General features: G+C 69.3%; 22 protein-coding genes and 1 pseudogene. 14 read left to right on the top strand and 9 right to left on the bottom strand.

Annotated features, from left to right (window positions below; translation table 11 throughout):
- Window positions 1–81 precede the first annotated feature (81 nt).
- Window positions 82–693, bottom strand: coding sequence for a hypothetical protein (locus tag QSK37_RS21455; RefSeq protein ID WP_285623837.1), 612 nt, complete (start codon window positions 691–693; stop codon window positions 82–84).
- Between the two features lie 34 nt (window positions 694–727).
- Here QSK37_RS21455 and QSK37_RS21460 point away from each other — a divergent pair, with 34 nt between their 5' ends.
- On the top strand, window positions 728–1,309 hold the full coding sequence (locus tag QSK37_RS21460; protein WP_285623839.1) for a hypothetical protein: 582 nt from the start codon (window positions 728–730) through the stop codon (window positions 1,307–1,309).
- On the top strand, window positions 1,287–1,613 hold the full coding sequence (locus QSK37_RS21465; protein ID WP_285623842.1) for a hypothetical protein: 327 nt from the start codon (window positions 1,287–1,289) through the stop codon (window positions 1,611–1,613). The genes QSK37_RS21460 and QSK37_RS21465 overlap by 23 nt, the downstream gene beginning before the upstream one ends.
- A gap of 68 nt (window positions 1,614–1,681) precedes the next feature.
- Here QSK37_RS21465 and QSK37_RS21470 read toward each other — a convergent pair whose 3' ends face one another.
- Window positions 1,682–2,452, bottom strand: a complete 771-nt coding sequence (locus tag QSK37_RS21470) for a recombinase family protein (protein WP_285623845.1) — start codon at window positions 2,450–2,452, stop codon at window positions 1,682–1,684.
- Window positions 2,453–2,706: 254 nt separating this feature from the next.
- Between QSK37_RS21470 and QSK37_RS21475 the strand changes: the two genes are divergently transcribed.
- Window positions 2,707–3,021 carry a PadR family transcriptional regulator gene (locus QSK37_RS21475; RefSeq protein ID WP_285623848.1) on the top strand — a complete coding sequence of 105 codons (315 nt, stop codon included), beginning with the start codon at window positions 2,707–2,709 and terminating at the stop codon, window positions 3,019–3,021.
- Window positions 3,018–3,854, top strand: a complete 837-nt coding sequence (locus QSK37_RS21480) for a hypothetical protein (protein WP_285623905.1) — start codon at window positions 3,018–3,020, stop codon at window positions 3,852–3,854. Before QSK37_RS21475 ends, QSK37_RS21480 begins: the two co-directional genes overlap by 4 nt.
- Window positions 3,855–3,962: 108 nt before the next feature.
- Here QSK37_RS21480 and QSK37_RS21485 read toward each other — a convergent pair whose 3' ends face one another.
- On the bottom strand, window positions 3,963–6,140 hold the full coding sequence (locus QSK37_RS21485) for a Tn3 family transposase (protein WP_285623907.1): 2,178 nt from the start codon (window positions 6,138–6,140) through the stop codon (window positions 3,963–3,965).
- The gene (locus tag QSK37_RS21490; RefSeq protein ID WP_285623909.1) at window positions 6,101–6,703 is read right to left on the bottom strand and encodes a DUF4158 domain-containing protein; all 603 of its coding nucleotides are present in this window, start codon (window positions 6,701–6,703) and stop codon (window positions 6,101–6,103) included. Before QSK37_RS21490 ends, QSK37_RS21485 begins: the two co-directional genes overlap by 40 nt.
- 443 nt (window positions 6,704–7,146) lie before the next feature.
- Here QSK37_RS21490 and QSK37_RS21495 point away from each other — a divergent pair.
- Window positions 7,147–7,365 (top strand): annotated as a pseudogene (locus QSK37_RS21495) (Tn3 family transposase); the annotation flags it as partial.
- Window positions 7,366–7,409: 44 nt separating this feature from the next.
- Window positions 7,410–8,282 carry a Tn3 family transposase gene (locus QSK37_RS21500; protein WP_285623913.1) on the top strand — a complete coding sequence of 291 codons (873 nt, stop codon included), beginning with the start codon at window positions 7,410–7,412 and terminating at the stop codon, window positions 8,280–8,282.
- Between the two features lie 39 nt (window positions 8,283–8,321).
- Here QSK37_RS21500 and QSK37_RS21505 read toward each other — a convergent pair whose 3' ends face one another.
- Window positions 8,322–8,732, bottom strand: coding sequence for a tyrosine-type recombinase/integrase (locus tag QSK37_RS21505; protein ID WP_285623916.1), 411 nt, complete (start codon window positions 8,730–8,732; stop codon window positions 8,322–8,324).
- Window positions 8,699–9,007: a hypothetical protein gene (locus QSK37_RS21510; protein ID WP_285623918.1), complete on the bottom strand. Its 309-nt coding sequence runs from the start codon at window positions 9,005–9,007 to the stop codon at window positions 8,699–8,701. Before QSK37_RS21510 ends, QSK37_RS21505 begins: the two co-directional genes overlap by 34 nt.
- Window positions 9,008–9,578: 571 nt before the next feature.
- Between QSK37_RS21510 and QSK37_RS21515 the strand changes: the two genes are divergently transcribed.
- From QSK37_RS21515 to QSK37_RS21525, 3 genes are all read left to right on the top strand, one after another.
- Window positions 9,579–10,157: a hypothetical protein gene (locus QSK37_RS21515; protein ID WP_285623920.1), complete on the top strand. Its 579-nt coding sequence runs from the start codon at window positions 9,579–9,581 to the stop codon at window positions 10,155–10,157.
- A gap of 642 nt (window positions 10,158–10,799) precedes the next feature.
- Window positions 10,800–11,390, top strand: coding sequence for a TetR/AcrR family transcriptional regulator (locus QSK37_RS21520; protein ID WP_285623923.1), 591 nt, complete (start codon window positions 10,800–10,802; stop codon window positions 11,388–11,390).
- 64 nt (window positions 11,391–11,454) lie between these two features.
- Window positions 11,455–12,072 (top strand): dihydrofolate reductase family protein, encoded by a 618-nt coding sequence (locus QSK37_RS21525; RefSeq protein ID WP_285623926.1) that lies wholly within the window; start codon window positions 11,455–11,457, stop codon window positions 12,070–12,072.
- Between the two features lie 113 nt (window positions 12,073–12,185).
- On the opposite strand, the gene QSK37_RS21530 is transcribed toward QSK37_RS21525, so the two are convergent.
- Together QSK37_RS21530 and QSK37_RS21535 are read right to left on the bottom strand one after the other, a co-directional pair.
- Complete coding sequence (locus QSK37_RS21530; protein ID WP_285623928.1) at window positions 12,186–13,637, bottom strand: amidase; 1,452 nt, start codon at window positions 13,635–13,637, stop codon at window positions 12,186–12,188.
- A gap of 106 nt (window positions 13,638–13,743) precedes the next feature.
- Complete coding sequence (locus QSK37_RS21535; protein WP_285623932.1) at window positions 13,744–14,982, bottom strand: isochorismate synthase; 1,239 nt, start codon at window positions 14,980–14,982, stop codon at window positions 13,744–13,746.
- 219 nt (window positions 14,983–15,201) lie between these two features.
- Between QSK37_RS21535 and QSK37_RS21540 the strand changes: the two genes are divergently transcribed.
- The 4 genes from QSK37_RS21540 (at window position 15,202) to QSK37_RS21550 (ending at window position 16,668) form a co-directional block, all read left to right on the top strand.
- Entirely contained in the window at window positions 15,202–15,864 is a 663-nt protein-coding gene (locus QSK37_RS21540) for a PadR family transcriptional regulator (protein ID WP_285623934.1), read from the top strand.
- A 102-nt stretch (window positions 15,865–15,966) separates the two neighbouring features.
- Window positions 15,967–16,254 (top strand): ATP-binding cassette domain-containing protein, encoded by a 288-nt coding sequence (locus QSK37_RS51475; RefSeq protein ID WP_349497981.1) that lies wholly within the window; start codon window positions 15,967–15,969, stop codon window positions 16,252–16,254.
- Between the two features lie 7 nt (window positions 16,255–16,261).
- On the top strand, window positions 16,262–16,501 hold the full coding sequence (locus QSK37_RS51480; RefSeq protein ID WP_349497982.1) for a hypothetical protein: 240 nt from the start codon (window positions 16,262–16,264) through the stop codon (window positions 16,499–16,501).
- Window positions 16,498–16,668: a hypothetical protein gene (locus QSK37_RS21550; RefSeq protein WP_285623937.1), complete on the top strand. Its 171-nt coding sequence runs from the start codon at window positions 16,498–16,500 to the stop codon at window positions 16,666–16,668. Before QSK37_RS51480 ends, QSK37_RS21550 begins: the two co-directional genes overlap by 4 nt.
- A gap of 208 nt (window positions 16,669–16,876) precedes the next feature.
- Here the strand turns inward: QSK37_RS21550 and QSK37_RS21555 are convergent, their stop codons facing one another.
- Entirely contained in the window at window positions 16,877–17,464 is a 588-nt protein-coding gene (locus tag QSK37_RS21555; RefSeq protein WP_285623940.1) for a TetR/AcrR family transcriptional regulator, read from the bottom strand.
- 131 nt (window positions 17,465–17,595) lie between these two features.
- On the opposite strand from QSK37_RS21555, the gene QSK37_RS21560 reads away from it, so the two are divergent.
- Entirely contained in the window at window positions 17,596–18,795 is a 1,200-nt protein-coding gene (locus tag QSK37_RS21560) for an FAD-dependent monooxygenase (RefSeq protein ID WP_285623943.1), read from the top strand.
- Window positions 18,796–18,797: the final 2 nt, after the last annotated feature.

An 18,797-nucleotide genomic window follows, 5' to 3' on the forward strand; every position in this document is an offset into this window, starting at 1 on the left:
CAGTGCACGAAGATCGACGATCTGTCCCAGATGGCTGATGAACTCGTCGCCCGGCTCGGGGCCCGGCTGGCGTACTGACACTCACAGAACACGCCGTACGCCCGGACGCCATCGCGGTGCGCAAAGCCGGTGAGGCGGCGCTGCGCAGGCGGCTGGAGCAGGCCACCGATCGAGCTTGCGGTAGGCCTTGACGCGGCCGTCCGCGGGTGGGGGCAGTGGCCGTAGCGGCAGGACGCCCTGCCGGCCGGCGGTCCAGTCCAGGTAGCCGTCGGGGTGGTCGGCCGCGATCTCGTGCCGCCACACCGCCGGGGCGTGCCGTGGGTCGGGGGAGGGCCGCCAGGGGAGCAGGCTCCACCAGCCGGTGTGCGGCGGTCCGGGGGTGGTCCGGAGCCAGGAGGTGTACCGGTGCGGCCGGGACGGTGCGGTACGAGCCAGGGCGGCGGTGATCGGCGGCAGGATCGGGGCGGGCGGGGCGAGGCGGTGGTGGTTGACGCCGTAGTTCCGGTGCGCGACCTCGGCGAGCAGCAGCGGCCGGGTGTCCTGGCTGATCCAGAACGGGCGGGGGCGGGCGATCTCGACGCGCAGGCGCCGGGCGGGGCCGGGGCGCGTACGTGCAGGCGGAGTCCTCCGCCGGGCAGGTCCTCGGTGCGCGTGCCCTGGGGGCCGGTCAGGCTCGTACGGCGCCGGTGTCACAGGGCCTCGGGCGGGATGCCGACGAGTTTCCCGGTTGGAGTGGCTGAACAGCCTGGCCAAGGACGCGTCGGCGTCGGCGGTGAAGACCTCGATCGAGAAGCTGACCTGGTTCCGCAATATCGACGCCCACCTGCTGGATCTGTCGATGCTGCCGAACGAGCGGCGCCGGTTCCTGGCCACGGTCGCGCGCCGCTCCACCAACCAGGGTCTGGAGCGGCGCGGGGATCGCAAGTTCCCGATCCTTTTGGCGTTCGTCGCTCAGGCCGTCGTTGACCAGCTGGACGAGGTCGTGGCGTTGTTCGACCAGGCGGTGTCGGCGCGGGAGTCGCGGGCCAAGTCCAGAACCGATGAGGCGCTGGCCGAGCGGGCCAAGAAGGGCGAGGTCCGGCAGCTGCTGATGGATGTGATCCTTCCGGTGCCTGGCCGATCCTTCGATCCCGGACGAGGAGGTCGGCGGCATCTTGCGGAACCGGGTCGGGATGCGGATGCTGCGGGAACTGAACGCCGACACCTGGACGCCGCTGCCCAAGGACCACGGCCGGCTGTCGGAGCTGGACTCCTCCTACACCTACCTGCGGCAGTTCATCCCGAACGTGCTGACGGCGATCGACTTTGAGGGCGGGCCGGGCACCCGTGCGCTGATGCAGGCCGCAGCCATCCTCAAGGAGCTGAATGCCACGGGCGGCCGGAAGGTCCCAGCGGATGCGCCGACCGGGTTCGTCCCGGCCAAGTACGCCGACTACCTGGACAAGGCTCGCAGGTCCGAGGAGGACACCGCCTACCGGCATTACTGGGAACTGTGTGTGATCTTGTGTTTGCGGGACGGGCTCCGCTCCGGAGACGTCTGGGTGCCGGGGTCGCGCCGGTACGCCGACCCGGCCATGGGGGTTGACGAGCATCGGAACGAAAAGTCGCGCTAAGCAAGGCCTCGGGCGGTGCTTGGCGTGACTTTTCGTTCGAATGCGTCTCGCTGCATTGTTTGCGCAGGTCAGCTGCCGGTGAGCTGCTCGGACTGCCCGGTGGCGCGTAGCTCGCGCAGCTCAGGGATGTGGTTGTAGAGCGTGCCCGGGGAGACGCCCAGCAGCTTGGCGATCGAGGTGATCGAGTGGGCCGGGTTGGGCAGCATGTCGCGGGCGGCGCGCAGCAGGTCCTCATTCACCACGGTGGGGCGCCCGCCGATGCGACCGCGGGCGCGCGCGGCGGCCAGGCCTTCGCGGGTGCCGGCGACGATCAACTCGCGGATGAATTCGGCTAGTGCGGCGAAGACGTGGAAGACCAGACGGCCGCCGGGGGTGGTGGTGTCGAGGTTCTCGTGCAAGCTGGTGAATCCGATCTCCCGCTGCCGTAGGTCGGCGACCATGGTGATCAGGTCATGCAAGGACCGGCCATATCGGTCTAGGGACGGCACGATGAGGGTGTCACCTGCGGTGAGGAAGGCGTGGCAGGCATTCAACTCGGGCCGGTGGGCGTTCTTCCCGGATTTCTTGTCGGCGAAGATCCGCCGGCACCCGGCAGCGGTCAGCGCGTCAATCTGCCGTTCGAGCTTTTGCCCGCCGGTGGGCACCCGCGCGTATCCGATACGGATCTCGGTGGGCCGGGTGGGGAAGACGGCGAACGGGTCGGCGGGAAGCTCCAGGGGGCTCGTCACGCCTGCGATTCTCTCAACAAACGGTCCCGGACGGTTGTTGAACAGGCGAGGTTGTTGAAGGGGTTTTTGAAGGGCTGGCGGGCCGTCTGGCCCTTCTCGGGCGATCTTCAATAAACGATGGTTTATTGAAGATGACCATAGCGAAGGCGACCACCACCGGGCGTCGGCGTCGGCCCATCGAGCCGGAATCGGCGCTAGGGCTGCACCGGGCCACCCCGAACCACCCACAGTCACCATCGTCACGCGGAGCTACCTTTCCCTTCTAGAGACACTGACCCGAACAGAGGCAGGAGGGTGGCCGATCCCAGAAGGAACGATTGACGCATACTTCGTCACTCGATATATGCTGCCGTGTCATGCGGCCGATGAGCGAACCTACGTATTTCATCCTGGCGTCGCTTCTGGATGGTCCCCTGCACGGCTACGCGATCATCAAGCGCGCTGAAGAACTGTCCGGCGGCCAGGTCCGCCTGGCAGTCGGAACCCTCTACGGCGCACTCGACAGGCTGGCCAGCAACGGCCTGATCGCCATAGACCGGGAGGAGATCGTCGATGGACGGCCTCGCCGCTACTTCACCATCACCGACGACGGCGCCGACGCCGTCACCCAGGAGGCGAAACGCATGGCACAAGCGGCTCGGATCGTGGTCCGACGACAGCCCGGAACGGTGACCTCATGAGCGCCCTCGAATCGCACTACCGGCGTCTGATGCGGGCCTACCCGCCCGCCTACCGGCAGGCGCACGGCGAGGAGATCATCGGTACGCTGCTGCAGGCATCCGCGGACCGGCGCCTGCCTTCGCCACGCGAGGCGGCCGGACTCATCGGCGGTGGCGTGACCGCGCGGATGCGGGCCGCCACCGAGCATCCGGTGGCGTGGTGGGCCGATGGCCTGCATCTGGGCATCCTGTTGATCGCTCTGACCAATCTCGCCCTCAATCTGGCCTATGTCTCCGCCCCGTCGATCGCGTCAGCCCCCTGGGAGATCGGCTACGTGGTGCTGAGCGTGGCGCTCGTGCGGGGATGGCTCTGGGTGGCGCTCCCCATCGCCGTCGTCGTCGCCATCCCGGCGGTCGACTTCGTGTTCAGCGCACGGGTGCCCGGTGTTTTCGCAGGCCTTGCCGTGCAATATCTCGCGGTGGCGGCCGGATCGGTCGTGCTCGCCCTCCGCCGATCGCGCGGTCTCCGCAGGCGCTCGTACGTGTGGCTCGCCGTCCCTGTGATCGCGTGGGCGGCGGCGCATGTCCACACACCGATGACATGGACGGTGCAGCCGATAATCGCGCTGTTCCTGCTATCGGCGGGCATCTGGGCGACGGCGGCGGCGCGCGACCTGCGGTGGCTGCTGGCCGCCGCGATCTTCGTGCCGGCGACCATCGGCCCTGACGCGGTCATCACGCAGGTGTATCCGACGAGCACGACAGCCGCCACCATCGTCTTCTGGGGGGTCGAGGTAGCCCTCGTGCTGGTCATCGGCCTGACGGCCCAGCGGACGCGGCGGTCGCGCACATGACCCCATAGCCCTGCGATCAAAAGAGCGACGACGATCTGCCGTGCGTTGCCGAATTGGGGATGTACCGGCCGCTCCGCGGCATGGCGCGGGGCCGGGGGCGGCCAGCATCTACAGCAGATCGTCGTCGGCTTCGGTATCGGGGTCGCGTAGGTCGCGGACGCCGGTGGGGCCAAGGTCGGGTGGGGCGAAGGTGTAGGTGCCGATGACGTTGATGTGTTTGCGGACGAGCGGAGACAGGCGGGCGACGTCTTCGCCGGCGAGGGGGTAGCCGGTGGCGTGTAGCTGGGTCAGGGCTTTGTCGATGTAGAAGGTGTTCCACCAGGTGACGCAGTTCAGGACCAGGCCGAGGGTGCTGAGCTGGTCTTCCATGCCTTTGTAGTAGCGCTGGTAGATCTCGCCCTTGCGGCCGTGGAAGAGTCTCCCGGCCAGGGCGTGGCGGGATCCTTGTAGGTTGCGGATGCCTTTGATGTCGCGCCGATAGGGCTCCTCGACGGCGTAGGTGAGGATGTGCAGGGTCTTGAAGATCCGGCCGTAGTGCGCGATCGCCTCCCCCAGCTGGGTGGGGTTGCCGTCGCGTTGCAGCATCCGCATCACGTCGTGTGCCCAAGCTTCGCCGGTGTAGATCGACACGACCACGCGCAGGATGTCGTGCCAGTGCCGTTTCATTTTGGCCAGGTCGATCTTCCCGCGGGCGAAGCGGGTCAGTGTTCCGTAGTCGGCGTCTTGGATCCGCCAGCCTTTTTGGTCGGGCAGGTCGGCCAGCGCGGGCCGGTACTGCATGCCCAGCAGGTGGACCAGGCCGAACACCACGTCGGAGTAGGAGCCGGTGTCGGTGACGATGACCTCGGGGCGGCGGCCGCCGTCGCGGCGAAACAGCACGTCGATCATGTGCAACGAGTCGCGGACGGTGCCGGTGACGACCTTCGCGCCCAGACCGGCGCCCTGGTCGTTGATCAGGTTGAGCCAGGTCAGGCCGCGACGGGAGCCGAAGTACTTGCGGTTGGGGCGGGTGTAGATCGACGGCACCGGCACCACAAACCGCATCCCGTCGATCGCGGCGACCAGCCCGCCACCCAGCATCTGAGCGAACCCGATCTTGGCCTGGGTATCGATCAACGGGGCGTTGGCCGCGGCGAACGTCTCGGCCGACAGGTAGTTCTGCATCACGTGCGACAGCCGCGCCCGTTCCAGAGCGGCCGTGCCGGACTTGGTGACCGGCGCGTACCCGATGTTGAGCGCACTCGCGGTCAAGCAGGCGGCCACCGAGATCTCGAAATCGGCGAGCTTGCTGGTCCCGCCCGCCGTGGAGGTGAACGCGCGGGTGAAGGCGGGCACCCGATCCATCGTTTCCAGCAGCAGTTCCGGCAAGTCCACCAGCGGCAGCATCCCCACCACCCGTTTACGCAGATCGATCAGGGACGGCGGCTCGGGCAACGCCTGCAGCTTGGCCACATGCAACCGACCCTCGTCATCCACGCTGGCCTCGGCGCCTCCGGCGGTGATCTGCCCGGCCACATCCATCAGCGCCATGTGCAGAATCATCGCGTGCTCGGCCAGCAGCGACGACGGGTCTTCGGGCAGGCCCAGGTCGGTCAGCGCCGGCCCCTTGGCCGCCTCCCAAGCCACCCCGGCCAGCAGTTGAGCGCGCGGGTCACGCCACCGGGCGGAGGCCTCGGCGTAGATGTCGCGGCGCTTGAGGTGGCGGTGGAACTGGGTCAGCACGCACATGGTGTAGGCATTCTTGTCCACAGTGCTGCCGTGCGGCCCGGCGCGGAACACCAGCCGCTTCCACGACCCGCCCACCAAGCCAGGGTCGATGTCGGCCTGAGTGACCTTTTTCTTGCGGCCATCCAGCAGCCGCGGCAGCGTCTGGGTGGCCTCCAGCACCCGCGCCGCCTCGGCGGTCGCGCCGAACTCGATCACCACCGTCAAGGTCTTCAGGAACCCCGAGACCGTGCCGATCCGTTCGGCCAGCAGCGCCCGCATCGGCCCGTCGTCATCGGCCTCCGGGGGCGGGACCATCTCGGTCACCGCGGCCACCGCCGCCTTCAGATCCCGGCGCGGCACGATTGCGTCGATCGACTCCCACACCTGCTCCAGGCTCAGTTCCTCGCCGTACTCGGTGACCTCCAGCAATGTCTCAACCGCTGCCGCCAGCGTCGCCGAGTGCCGCGCCAGCTTCGGGTGCTGGCGGGCGCGTTCCTTGCCCACCGTGGTCTCGGCCTTGCCGATCAGCTCCGTGCTCATCAGCAGGTCCAGGCAGTCATCGACCGACTTGCCCTCCAAGTAGACGACCGTGGCCAGCAACGTCGCCAGCTGTCGGGAGGGGCGTGCCGCCGCAACGCCGTGGCGGTCGCCCCCATCCCGTACCGGGCCAGGTCCACCAGCCGCCGGTATCGCACCTCCGGCGGCAGCTTCACCGCGTCCAGCCCCAGCCCGAGGATCTCCTGCGCACGGACCAGGGCCTTCTCCAGGTTCTTGCCCGAGGCCACCGACGGGCCTTTGCGCCACCGCTCCAGATCCGAGGCCCGTGCTCCGTCCGGCACCTCCAGCAGCAACTCCAAGATCGCCCGCTGCCGCGGCGTCAGCACCCCGAACAGCGCCTGGTGCAGACGATCCAACGCCTGGTCTCGGACCCGGGCGACCAATCGTGCCAGCGTGGTCACGCCTGGCAGCAGCACCTTGCCGGTCCGCAGCCACATCCCCCCGTCGGTGAAGATGTGCCGGGCGCCGTCCCCGGTGTTCCACGCCCGCGCGTCCACCCACGTGGTGAACTCTGTCTCCGCCTCGGCGAAGTCCCGTAGGCCGTACGCCGTCTTGATCTCGCCCGCCCCAAAAGCTAGGACCAACCCAACGGGCGAAACCCCGCCCAAGATCCAACCGTTACGCCGTCACCCCGGAACGGACCTCCCCGCCAGTAAAAATCCGCAGGTCACACGTGCTGAAACAACTGCCGAATCCATGCCTGACGCCGCACCCTACTTAGCGCGACATTTCGTTCCGATGCTCGTCAACCCCCGCCACCTACCTGTACACGTCGGCGCAGTGGGCGCCCCGCCAGGACGACTATTGCAGGTTGGTGGGCAAGCCCACCTCCGCGGCCGAGGCGCTGGAGCAGGGCAAGGAGGAGCTGCACGCCGCCCTGCAGGAGCTGGAGGGGACGCTCGCGAACGCGTCGCCGGACGACACTGGCACCGTCCGCCTGGACGACGATGACCACCTGGTGGTGCCGCCTCTGTCGGCCGAGGACATCCCGGCCGAGGCCAAGACGCTCAAGGACGAGCTGGCCGGGATGCTGCCGTTCGCGCCGATCGCCTCGTGGTCGATCGAGTTGGATGCCCGCACGAACTTCGTGGACTGCTTCACTCATGCTGGTGGCCGCAAGCTGGCCAAGACCGCCGAGACCAAGCGGAACATCCTCGCGGTCCTGATCGCGATGGCCACGAACCTGGGCTTGTCGCGGATGACCGAGGCGTGCGGGGTGTCCTACGACGTGCTCGCCTGGACAGCCGAGTGGTATGTCCTGGCGGGCAGGGCCTGTCGACCTACACCCACGTGTCCGACCAGTGGTCGACGTACGGAACGAAGATCATCGTGCCGACGGCGCGAGAGGACCACTACGCGCTGGACGACTTCCTCGGCAACGCCACCGACCTGCCGATCACCGAGCACGCGACAGACACCCACGGCGCCACGCTCATCGACTTCGCGCTGTTCGACCTGGTCGGCAAGGCGTTAACGCCCAGGATGCGGGACCTGACCCGGGTCGCGCTCGTCCGCGACGACACCCCCACCGAGATCGGGAAGCTCTACCCTCACGCCGGGCCGCTGCTGGGCGCCCGCTGGAACGAAGACCTCATCTCTGGCTGCTGGCCGGATCTGCTGCGGATGGCCGGGTCGCTGAAGTATGGGCAGGCGACCGCCTCCCTGATCGTCGGGAAGTGGTCGGCCGCGTCCCGGCAGAACACGTTGGCCGCGGCGCTGAAGGAGTGGGGGATGCTGAGAAGGACCCTGCATACCGCCAAGTACCTGTCGGATCCGGTGTACCGGCGGAAGATCTCCCGGCAGTTGAACAAGGGCGAGTCGCTGCACGCGTTGCGGCGGGACCTGTACTACGCCCAGCAGGGCACGATCACCAAGCCGCACCTGGAGCAGCAGACCGAGCAGGCGTGGTGTCTGACCGTTTTGACCAACTCTGTGGTGGCTTGGACGACCGAGTACTACTCCCGTGCGGTCATCGAGCTGCGCGCCCAGGGCCGGGAGGTGCCTGATGAGGTCCTAGCCCACATCTCACCCGGGCACAGCGACAACATCAACTTCTTCGGCGTCATCAATGTCGATGTCGAAGCCGAGCTCGCCGAACTTGACGGAGCCGGCTGGCGACCGCTACGCCCGGCGCGGCTGCGCCAGCTCGGCCTCACCACCTGAGGCGTGGTCGGCATGGTGTCGTTGCCCGTTCGCTGCCTGCTAGTGGGTCCGGCGGGGTGGCGCGAGGATGCTGGTGATCTCGGCAACGGCCTCGCCACCAGGCCGGGTATAGCGCAGCGCGGTGCGCGGGTTCTTGTGCCGGGTCTTGGCCATGATGAGCTGGAGCGGCACGTTCTGCTCGCCGAGGTGGGTGGCCGCCGAATGGCGGAGCTGGTGGGGATCGAGGCCGGTGTACTGCTCAAGGAGGACGCGGGCGCGGTCGTAGCCGAGCCGGGCCCGACCGGTGTGCGGGCAGATGTGCTCGGGGCCTGGGCGGCGGGCGGGGACGGGTCGGCGGTCGGACAGGAACAGCGGCCCGCTGGTGCGGACCGGCCCGTCGGGGTGACCGTCGGGAAGGCCGGGACGGACGGCGCGGCCTACCTCTTCTTCACGGCACACCAGGTAAGCCACGACGACACGGCGGCGCGGTTGCGGTTCCAGGTCGCCGGCGCACATCCACCCCACAGTGCGACGAGGGCGTCGCCGATCTCGGAGTCGGCGACGTCGGCCAGGCGACGCGCCCCGCCGCCGACCGCCGCAATGGTCCGGTCGACTGCCGAGGCATAGGCGCGGTGAGTGTTGAGGTTGGCGACCCGGTGGGTCGAGAGGAACTCATCAGCCGCATCGGCAAGTGTGACGCCGCCGCCGCGCAACGCCGTGACCTTCCGGTCGGCGGCTGTGGTCATCGGCTCACCGTCGCGAGAATGATGTACCGGATAACGTGCCCGAGTCGCACATTGGCCCCGGACGCAGATCCGCTGGTCGGCCGTGATCGCTCAGGGCTCATGTACGTGGGAATAGTCAATTATCTCGTACAGCTGCGTGCCAGGAATCTTAGGACTGAGGCGAGATTGACTGGAAAAGAGACGACTCGCTTCTTGCGCGTATCGAGTCGCTGGACTGGCGTCAGCGATATCAGGCCACCGTGACGGCTCCCCTATGAACGCCTCAAGCAAAAAACCCAGGCCCAGACGTAAATGATCTTCGTCGGTCGCACATCGACAAGCTTGAGGCCCTGTTCCGGGGAGATGGCGTCGGAGCTGTACGGAACCTGAAGCATTCGGCGAACATCGGATAAGGATCTTGATTGATCCAGGCTGCGGATGTCCGAAGGAGAACGAGATGACCCCGCGTTTCCGGTGGCTCGCGTCGCCCGTGCTGGGCGGAGTGTGCGTAGCGGTTGCAGGCTGCACACCGGCGTCACCCGCCTCGCCTGCCCTGCCGAGCAGGCCCCAGGCGTGTGCGTCCAGGACTGCCGTGCCCAGCCCGCGACCGACGCCGACGGCCACGAAGTTGGCCTGGCGGGCCGAGGAGTTGCCTGACGGCTCCGTGGAGATGACGGTCGGCGACGTCGATGCCGCTCCTCGCGACCCTCGTGCCCTCAATGTCGCCGACTACCGGGCTCCCGCGGACGTGAACGACTGTGACCAGGTGCAAATCGTCTCGGTGCGGGGCTGGTGGTGCACGACCAATGTGAAGGCCCTCCGCGAGGACGGCGAGATCGTCGTGAGTGGCGGGCCGTCCCGCGCCAGGCTCAGCTCGGCGGGATTCGCGACCCGCTGCTCCGGCCCCCGCCCCGGCAAGATGCGCGAGCTGTATCAGATCGAGCGTGACAGCTGGTCGGGCTGGCGTAGCTACACCGGTCAACAGCCGACCGAGTGGACGCCGTCCAAGGACCAGACCGAAGGCCCGGTGTCGGCTCCCTGCCCTGTCGGACGGGTCGGCACCTACGACTACCGCGTGGCGGTGGCGCTGGACATCGAGGGTTCGCCGGTCGGCGACTCACCGGCCACCAGCACCCGGATCCGCGTCCCCTGCGGCACCGGCACGAGCTGAAACCCTCGTCCGCATTGTCAACGACACACCACAATCGGAGCCGCCGGCCTCCCCTTGAGCCCCACCCGGAGCGTGGGTAAGACTCGTGCAATGTCTCGCGTGCCGGTCCTCCCACCGGCCGTGCGACGCTTGGGCCGTGTCCTTCCCGGCTCGTGATACTGGAACATCGGAACGAAAACGTACGCTAAGCCGGTTCTGCCAGGTCAGCCGCCGTACGACGTTCGCGTTCGATGCGAGGCGCGTGCCGTAGAAAGCGGTTCCGGACGTCCGCCGGTCGGACGGGCCGACACCAGGCGCGTGGTGCGCCGGCGCGGTTGGGGTAATCGGGCGGCGGCGCTTCAGATCCGGCGGTCGGATTCGTGAAACCGCAGTGATCGCAACCCTACCAACCAGACCCTACGCCTCAACATCACCGCAGGTGGCGTCCATATCCGACCGAAATTTCGTCACTGCTACCGGGACCCCGCACAACGAGAGTGACCGCGACCCAAAAGGTCCGCATCTCCTGACTCAGGCCGACCCGGGCCTACGTACCGCCGGGGTGCGCACCGGACCTTCGAACGCGGTACTTAGTACTTCAGTTGACGTACTTCACCTGAAGTGGTTTCCTGGGAGTACTTCAAAGCGAGGAAGAGGTGTGGGATGCGTCAGAACCCGGCCCGTCGGGCCGCGCTGCTCGACGGCGCCATCGAGGTTCTCGCCCGCGAGGGGGCGCGGGGCCTGACGCAGCGCGCCCTCGACAAGGAGGTAGGGGTGCCCATCGGCACCACGTCCAACTACTTCCGCAACCGCGACGAGCTGCTCGTCCAGGCCGGCGTCCGCGTCTACGAGCGGCTCAGGCCCGCGGAGGACGCACTCACCGAGATGTTCGACCAGGCACGGGACGCCGCGTCGTACGGCACGATGCTGCGGGAGAGCATCGGCAGGGTCGCCGCCTTCCGCTCCGGGCACCTGGCGATGCTGGAGCTTCGGCTGGAGGCCACCAGAAGGCCAGAGCTGCGCACGCTGCTCACCGAGCGGGTCCGCGCCGACATCGATGAGAACGTCACCCGGCACGAGGCCGCGGGCCTGCCCGGCGGCGCAACCGCCGTCCTGCTGATGTACCTGGCCATGAACTGGCTGATCGTCGAGCAGCTCACACTTCCGGACGTCTTCACAGACGCCGAGCGCGACGAACTGGTCACTCAGGCAGTAGCGCGCCTCGTCACTCCGTTCCCCACAGCCACAAAGTGACACCCCGGTGGCGTCCGGCCCCGACCGGCACCGGCCACGCCGACCGATCAACAAAGGACTGACTTTGCGCAAGCTCGTGTACTTCATCGCCTCCACCCTCGACGGTTTCATCGCCGGCCCCGACGGCTCCGACCCCAGCGGCCCCGGCGGCTTCTGGTCCCCGTCCGAGGACTACATCCAGCACCTCATCGGGGAGTACCCCGAGACCCTGCCGGGGCCGGCCCGGGCCGCGCTCGGTGTCACCGCCGAAGGCACCCACTTCGACACCGTCGTCGAAGGCCGCAAAAGCTATGAGGTCGGCCTCGCGGCCAACGTGACCAACGCCTACGCCCACCTCAAGCACCTGGTCTTCTCCCGGACACTGACCGAAAGCCCGGATCCAGGCATCCAACTCGTCGCCGATGACCCGGTGGCGACGGTACGGGAGCTGAAGCGCGATGGCGGCAAAGACATCTGGCTCGTCGGCGGCGGGGAACTGGCCGGCGCACTGTACGGCGAGATCGACCGCGTGATCATCAAACTCAGCCCGCTCACCATCGGCTCCGGCATCCCCCTTTTCGGACGGACCACGGTCTTCGCGCCCAACGCCTGGGAGCTCATCGACCACACCGTCCTCAAGACCGGAGCTGCCTTCCTCACCTACGACCGGGCCCCCGGCACTCCGCAGTCCTCCAGCAGGTAGACGCAGGAGAAGAGCATCCTCACGGACGCCTGTACTGCGGCGACTCTCGGCGCGGCACAGGCATCTCGCCGAGCACGCCGCAAAGTCCCCGACAGCGCCCGCGGCTTTGACCCCTACTTCGGTGCCTGGAAGCCGCCGATCCTCTGCTCGAGCAGTTCGGCCAGCCGCAGCGGGGTGCGGTCCTCGAACATCGGACCGATGAGCTGCACTCCCACCGGCAGACCCTCGCAGGACCGGCCGGCGGGTATGGCGGTGGCGGGCAGGCCGGGCATGGTCGCCACACCGGCCCAGACGGACTGGTCGAGGTAGGGGTACTCGACGCCGTCGATGTCGATCCGGCGTTCCCCGCGATCGGAATTGTGGTCGTGCGGAAACGCGGGGACCGACGTGATCGGACACACCACGGCATCGAACTCGGCGAACAGCTCCCGCCAGCCACGGCGGTGCAGTTCACGGCGGAAGTCCGCCTCGATCCAGTCGCGGTGGCTGAACACCATGCCGCGCAGCCGCGCCGCGTCGAGACCCTGATCGTCCGCGCTCAGTCCCGCGGCGCGGATCCGCAGCCGCTCGTACGCCTCGGCGGGAATACGCGCGCCTTGGTTCGAACACAACAACTGCGCGTAGAGCGTCGCGGCTTCGGCCAGATCGGGCAGCAGCGGACTGTGCCGTTCGACGCGGGCCCCGCCGTCGACGAGTGCGTCGGCCACCCGGTTCACCCCGGCCCGCACCGCGGACCCGGTCGGAATGAACGGATGCTCGTCGAGGACCAGGACCCGAAAGTCGCTCAGCCGCTGATGGCGCGCGGGCGGCAGCGTCACGTCGTAGGCGACGCCGCGTGTCAGCGGGTCCGGTCCCGCCATCACGTCCAGCAGCAATGCGAGGTCGCGGGCGGTGCGGGCCATCGGACCGCAGACGGCGAGGTCGCCGTCGACCGGCAACGCCGGTGCGGGCGGCGGCACCATTCCTCGGGTCGCCACCAGCCCGAACGTCGGCTTGTGCGCGTAGACACCGCAGAAATGCGCCGGGTTGCGCAGCGAACCGGCGAGGTCGGAGCCGATGGACAGCGCACCGAATCCCGATGCCAGCGCCGCCGCCGACCCGCCGGAGGATCCACCCGACGTACGGTCGTGATCCCACGGGTTGTTGGTGGTGCCGTAGATCTCGTTGAAGCTCTGCCAGTCCTGCAGCATGAACGGCACGTTGGTCTTGCCGAGAATCACCGCGCCCGCGGCCTTCAACCGCGACACCGCTACCGCGTCCTCGACGGGCAGATGGTTCGCGTACTGCGGCATCCCCCAGGTCGTGGGCAGCCCGGCGACGTTGTAGGACTCCTTGACCGTCACCGGAACACCGAGCAACGGCCGGTCCTCACCACCGGCGCGCGCCTCGTCGGCCCGGCGCGCGGCGGCCCGCGCACGGTCGAAGTCCGGCACGCAGACCGCGTTGATCACCTTGTCGTCCCGCTCGATACGAGCGATGGCCTCGTCGGTCAGCTCCACCGAGGTGACCTCACCGGCACGCAAGGCGGCCGTGAGCGCCTCGGCCGGAAGAAAGCTCCACTCCACGAATTCGCCCCTAACGACCCGCGCCACAGGCGCTCGACCCGACAAGCCGCCTCTATCAAATCGCCTCGGACGACGCGGAAGGAACGCCTCCGCAGGACCTTGCGGTTCAGCCGTCGATGGCGTGGCGCATGGCGCGGAACTTGGTCTGGGTCTCGGCGAGTTCGGCGGCCGGGTCGGAGCCGGCGACGATGCCGCCGCCGGCGTACAGGCGGGCCCGGGTGCCCTCGATGTGGGCGCAGCGCAGCGCGATGCCCCATTCGCCGTCGCCGCGGGCGTCGATCCAGCCGACCGGCCCGGCGTAGCGGCCGCGTTCCATCAGCTCCAGCTCGCGGATCGTCTCGAGCGCGTCGGTGGTGGGCGTGCCGCCGACGGCGGGGGTGGGGTGCAGCGCGGCGACGACGTCGAGGACGGAGCGTTCTTCGCTCAGCCGGCCGCGTACGGGCGTGGCCAGGTGGATGAGGTTGGACAGGCGCAGCAGTTCCGGCTCGTCGGGCACGGTGAGCTCGCGGCACAGCGGGGCGAGGGCGGCGCGGACCATGTCGGCGGCGTAGGAGTGCTCCTCGCGGTCCTTGGCGGAGGCGAACAGGGCCGCGGCGGAGACGTCGTCGGCGGCGTCGCGGGCGATCGTGCCGGCCAGCACGAGCGACTCGACCTGCCCGCCCACGCGGCGTACGAGGAGTTCGGGGGTGGCGCCGACGAGGCCGGCGCAGGCGAAGGTGTAGCAGGAGGGGAAGCGGTCGGCGAGGCGCCGCAGCAGGACGCGCGTGTCGATGGGGGAGTCGGCGGTCGCGAGCAGGTCGCGGGCGAGCACCACCTTCGACAGGTGCCCGGCGCGGATCCGCTCGACGGCGGCGGCCACGGCGCGCATGTGGCGGGAGGCGTCGACCGCGCCGTCGGCCCAGCGGACGCCGGTGGGGGGTACGGGCGGGCGCAGCAGCGCCAGCGGCTCGGGGTTGCCGCCGATCGTGGTGTACCAGGCGTGGCCGTCGCGGCGGCCGAGGACGACGCGCGGGACGATGAGCACCGAGTCGCCGGACTTGGGATCGAAGGAGAAGCTGCCGAACGCGACCGGGCCCGACCCCGGGACGCCGAGCGGGTCCTCGACCGACGCGGCGGCGAACACGGAGGCGAGCCATTCGCGGGCGCGCGTGAAGCGGTCCTCGCCGCCCGGCAGGACGAGCCGCGCGGCCTCACCCCAGCCGACGATGCCTTCGCCGTGCCGGATCCAGGCGAGCGCCTCGGAGTGCGGCAGGCGTGCCACCAGGTCTTCGTGCGCTGAGACGTCGCCGGACACGACGGTGGTCCGGACGGCGAGCCGGTCGGGGATTCCCACAGCGACGTTCACAGTGAACCACTGTACGGGATTTTTGAACCTGTTCAAACAGTGGTGATCCCTGCATCCGGTGAGGTCGCGGGGACCGGTCCGACCTGCGCCGCCGCGCCTGATGCCGGATCCTGCCATGGCCGGGCGCGGCCATCGCCGACTGCCAGGGACATTCCACCTTGTTCGACGAACTCTCTAGATATATCGTTAACATGTCTAGATCATCGCTGGAGGTGCGACATGGACGACTGGCTGCCGGGGCCGATGGACCCGGCCGTATTCCTCGCCGCGGGCGGCCCGGGCGACGGCCCGCATCCCCCACCGCCACCGCATCCACCGCATCCACCGCACGGCGCGCCGTTCCCGCCGCCGGCTCCTCCTTTGGGCGCGCCGCCGATGCCGGATCTGTTCGGACCGGGCGCGCCGCCGCCCGGCGTCGCGCCGAAGGTGCGGAAGGGCGACGTGCGCGCCGCCGCCCTGGCGCTGCTCACCGAGGGCCCGCGCAACGGCTACCAGATCATCCAGGAGATCGCCGAGCGCAGCCACGGCCTGTGGCGGCCCAGCCCCGGCTCGGTCTACCCGGCGTTGCAGCAGCTGGAGGACGAGGGGCTGGTCCGGGCGAAGGAGGAGTCCGGGCGGCGCACGTACCAGCTCACCGACGAGGGCCGTGCGCACGTGGCCGCGCACGAGGAGGCGCTCACCGAGCCCTGGGCGGCGGTCGCCGAGTCGGTCAGCGAGGAGATGGTCGACCTGCGGACGCTGTTCGTGCGGATGGCCATGGCGCTGCGGCAGGTCGCGGAGGCCGGCACGCCCGCCCAGCACCAGGAGGCCGGACGGATCCTGACCGACGCGCGCCGGTCGCTGTACCGGCTGCTCGCCGAGGACCTCGGCGAAGAGGAGTGAACGCGCCCGCGGGGCCGGCCATCGCGGTGGAGGGCCTGGCCAAGCGGTACGGCGGCCTGGAGGCGGTCAAGGGCATCGGGTTCGAGGTGCGGCCGGGGGGAGGTGTTCGGATTCCTGGGACCCAACGGCGCGGGCAAGACCACGACGATCGGGATGCTGTGCACGCTGGTGCGTCCCAGCGGCGGCGCCGCGTACGTGGCCGGTCACGACATCGTCGGCGAGCGCGGTGAGGTCCGCCGCGACATCGGGCTGGTCTTCCAGGACCCCACCCTGGACGCGTACCTGACCGCCGAGCAGAACCTACCTGCACTCACCGCCGGTCCTGTTCCTGGACGAGCCGACCGTCGGCCTGGACCCCCAGACCCGCGCCGCGATCATCGATCACGGTGAGATCGTCGTGCTCGACATCCCCGGCGCGCTCAAGGCCGGCGTCGGCAGGGACCGCGTGCAGATCACGACCGGCGACGAGGCGGCGATCGCGGCACTGCGGGAACGCTTCGGCGTCGAGGCCGGCGTGCACGACGGCGCGGTCACCTTCGCGGTGCCCTCCGGCGAGGCGTTCGTGCCGCGGCTGATCGCCGAAAGTTCGTCCTGCACCGCGAGCTGCTGCGGTTCCGCTACGACCGCAGCCGCATGATCTCCCAGCTGATCCAGCCGGTGCTGTACCTGCTCGTGCTGGGCACCGGCCTGGGCTCCATGGTCTCCGGCGGCGGCACGGTGAACCTGAAGACCTTCATCTTCCCCGGCGTCATCGCGATGTCGGTGATGTTCACCGGGATGTTCTCGGCCTCCTCGATCTTTTGAGACCGGGAGTTCGGGTTCTTGCGGGAGATGGGTGTTCGCCCACATCACCGCGAGCCCCGCGCTGAAGGCCCGGTTCAACCCGGGAGTCACCTGGTTCGGCTGGCACGTGTCTCCGCTGCCGGAGGTCGGGCTGGTCATCGTGCTCGGCGCGGGCCTGCTCGCCGCCGCGATCGCCCAGTTCCGCCGGACCGACCAGCCCCGCCGGCCTTCACTCCGCGTACGGCCCCAGCGCGGCGGAGAAGGTCCGTACGGCGTCGAGCAGGTCGCCCGCCGACGGCACGCCGCCGGGGTCCAGGAGCCACTGGGCGGCCGTGCCCGACAGCAGGGCCTGCAGGTACGCGCCGATCCTCTCGGTCCGGTCCGGGCCGAGCGTCTCCGCGTCGACGCCGAACAGCTCGGCCAGGCCCAGGCGGGCCTGCCGGTTCGCGGCGGCGAAGACGCGGCGCAGCTCGGGGGTGCGCTCGATGTGGGCGAGGACCTCGAACTGGACCGCCCACAGCGGCCGGGTCTCGGCGAACGCGTCGAGGATGCTCGCCCACGTGGCCTCGAATCGTCCGGCCGGGTCCGCGTCGGCGCTGGCCGCGGCGGTCATCGCGGCGGCGATCCGGTCGCCCCACTCCTCGATCGCGCCGCGCAGTGCCTCGTGCAGCAGCACGTCCTTGGAACCGAAGTGGTAGCCGATGGCGGCGAGGCTGACCCCGGACGCCTGCGCGATGTCGCGCGCGGTCGTCCGCGCGTATCCCTTCTCCAGCAGGCAGCGCCGGGCGCCGTCCAGCAGATCCTCACGATTGCCCATGCCGCCGACTCTATCCACTGACGAGACGAACGTCTAACACGGACGTCTTGCACAATTGTCTAACACGCTTGTACCGTTGGCGTCACCCGAGGCGAACGGCCTGGGGCAGGACGGTGCGAGGAGCCGTGATCATGAAGAACGCCAACGTGTTGATCTCCGGTGCGGGCGTCGCGGGCGTCACCCTGGCCTACTGGCTGAGCCGGCACGGCTTCACCCCGACCATCGTGGAGCGCGCCCCCGCCCTGCGCGCGGGCGGCTACAAGGTCGACATCCGGGGCGCGGCGCTCACCGTCGCCGAACGCATGGGACTGCTGGAGGAGATCCGCACGCTGCGCACCGGCGTACGGCGCGGCACCGTCGTCGACGCGACCGGCAAGAGCGTGGCGAGCATGGACGGCGACACCTTCGGCGGCCGGACCCACGGCGACGCCGAGATCCTGCGCGGCGACCTGCACCACCTGCTGTACCGGCGGACCGCCGAGTCGGTCACCTGCCTCTTCGGCGATTCGATCACCGCCCTGCGCGAGACGCCCGACGGGGTCGAGGTCGACCTGGCGAGCGGGCGAAGCGCCACCTTCGACCTGGTGATCGGCGCGGACGGGCTGCACTCGGTGACCCGCGCGCTGGCGTTCGGGCCAGAAGAGCGGTTCGTCCGCGATCTGGGCTACCGCATCTCGATCTGCGACGTGCCCAACCACCTTCGACTGGATCGCGAGGAGGTCACCTACGTCGGTCCCGGCAAGACGATGCTCGCCTACAGCACCGCGGGGGAGGAGGGCGCCAAGGCGATGTTCCTGTTCGGCTCGGCGGAACTGGACGGCGAGCCGGACGGCCCCGCGGAACGGCGGCGCGCCCTGGCGTCCGTCTACGCCGGTGAGGGCTGGGAGGTGCCGCGCTTCGTCGAATCCGCCGTCGCCGCACCCGACCTGTACTACGACTCGATCAGCCAGGTTCACCTGGACCAGTGGTCGGCGGGCCGGGTCGTCCTGCTCGGCGACGCCGCGCACTGCGCCTCGCCGGCGTCCGGCCAGGGCACCAGCCTGGCCATGGTCGGCGCGTACGTCCTGGCGGGCGAACTGGCCGCGGCCGGCGGAGACCACCGCGGCGGGTTCGCGGCCTACGAGCGGGAGATGCGGCCGTTCGCCGAGGCGAACCAGCGGCTCGGCCCGGCCAACATCAAGCGGATGGTGATGCGCACGCGCGGGCAGGTCCGGCTCTCGATGGCGACGCTCGGCCTCCTGGACAAACTGCCGGGCAAAGACCGGATCATGGCCAAGGCCGTCGCGCCCATCCACCGGGCCGCCACCGCGATCACGCTCAAGACGTACTAGGG

It is taken from the genome of Actinoallomurus iriomotensis, from assembly GCF_030269445.1.
GTDB lineage: Bacteria > Actinomycetota > Actinomycetes > Streptosporangiales > Streptosporangiaceae > Actinoallomurus > Actinoallomurus iriomotensis.

What these genes read in the sequence shown, in the direction of transcription:
- QSK37_RS21510 (WP_285623918.1), bottom strand. Translation starts at nt 9,007, where the DNA reads ATGACCACAGCCGCCGACCGGAAGGTCACGGCGTTGCGCGGCGGCGGC.
- QSK37_RS21555 (WP_285623940.1), bottom strand. Translation starts at nt 17,464, where the DNA reads ATGGGCAATCGTGAGGATCTGCTGGACGGCGCCCGGCGCTGCCTGCTG.
- QSK37_RS21520 (WP_285623923.1), top strand. Translation starts at nt 10,800, where the DNA reads ATGCGTCAGAACCCGGCCCGTCGGGCCGCGCTGCTCGACGGCGCCATC.
- QSK37_RS21475 (WP_285623848.1), top strand. Translation starts at nt 2,707, where the DNA reads ATGAGCGAACCTACGTATTTCATCCTGGCGTCGCTTCTGGATGGTCCC.
- QSK37_RS21540 (WP_285623934.1), top strand. Translation starts at nt 15,202, where the DNA reads ATGGACGACTGGCTGCCGGGGCCGATGGACCCGGCCGTATTCCTCGCC.
- QSK37_RS21550 (WP_285623937.1), top strand. Translation starts at nt 16,498, where the DNA reads ATGATCTCCCAGCTGATCCAGCCGGTGCTGTACCTGCTCGTGCTGGGC.
- QSK37_RS21560 (WP_285623943.1), top strand. Translation starts at nt 17,596, where the DNA reads ATGAAGAACGCCAACGTGTTGATCTCCGGTGCGGGCGTCGCGGGCGTC.
- QSK37_RS21480 (WP_285623905.1), top strand. Translation starts at nt 3,018, where the DNA reads ATGAGCGCCCTCGAATCGCACTACCGGCGTCTGATGCGGGCCTACCCG.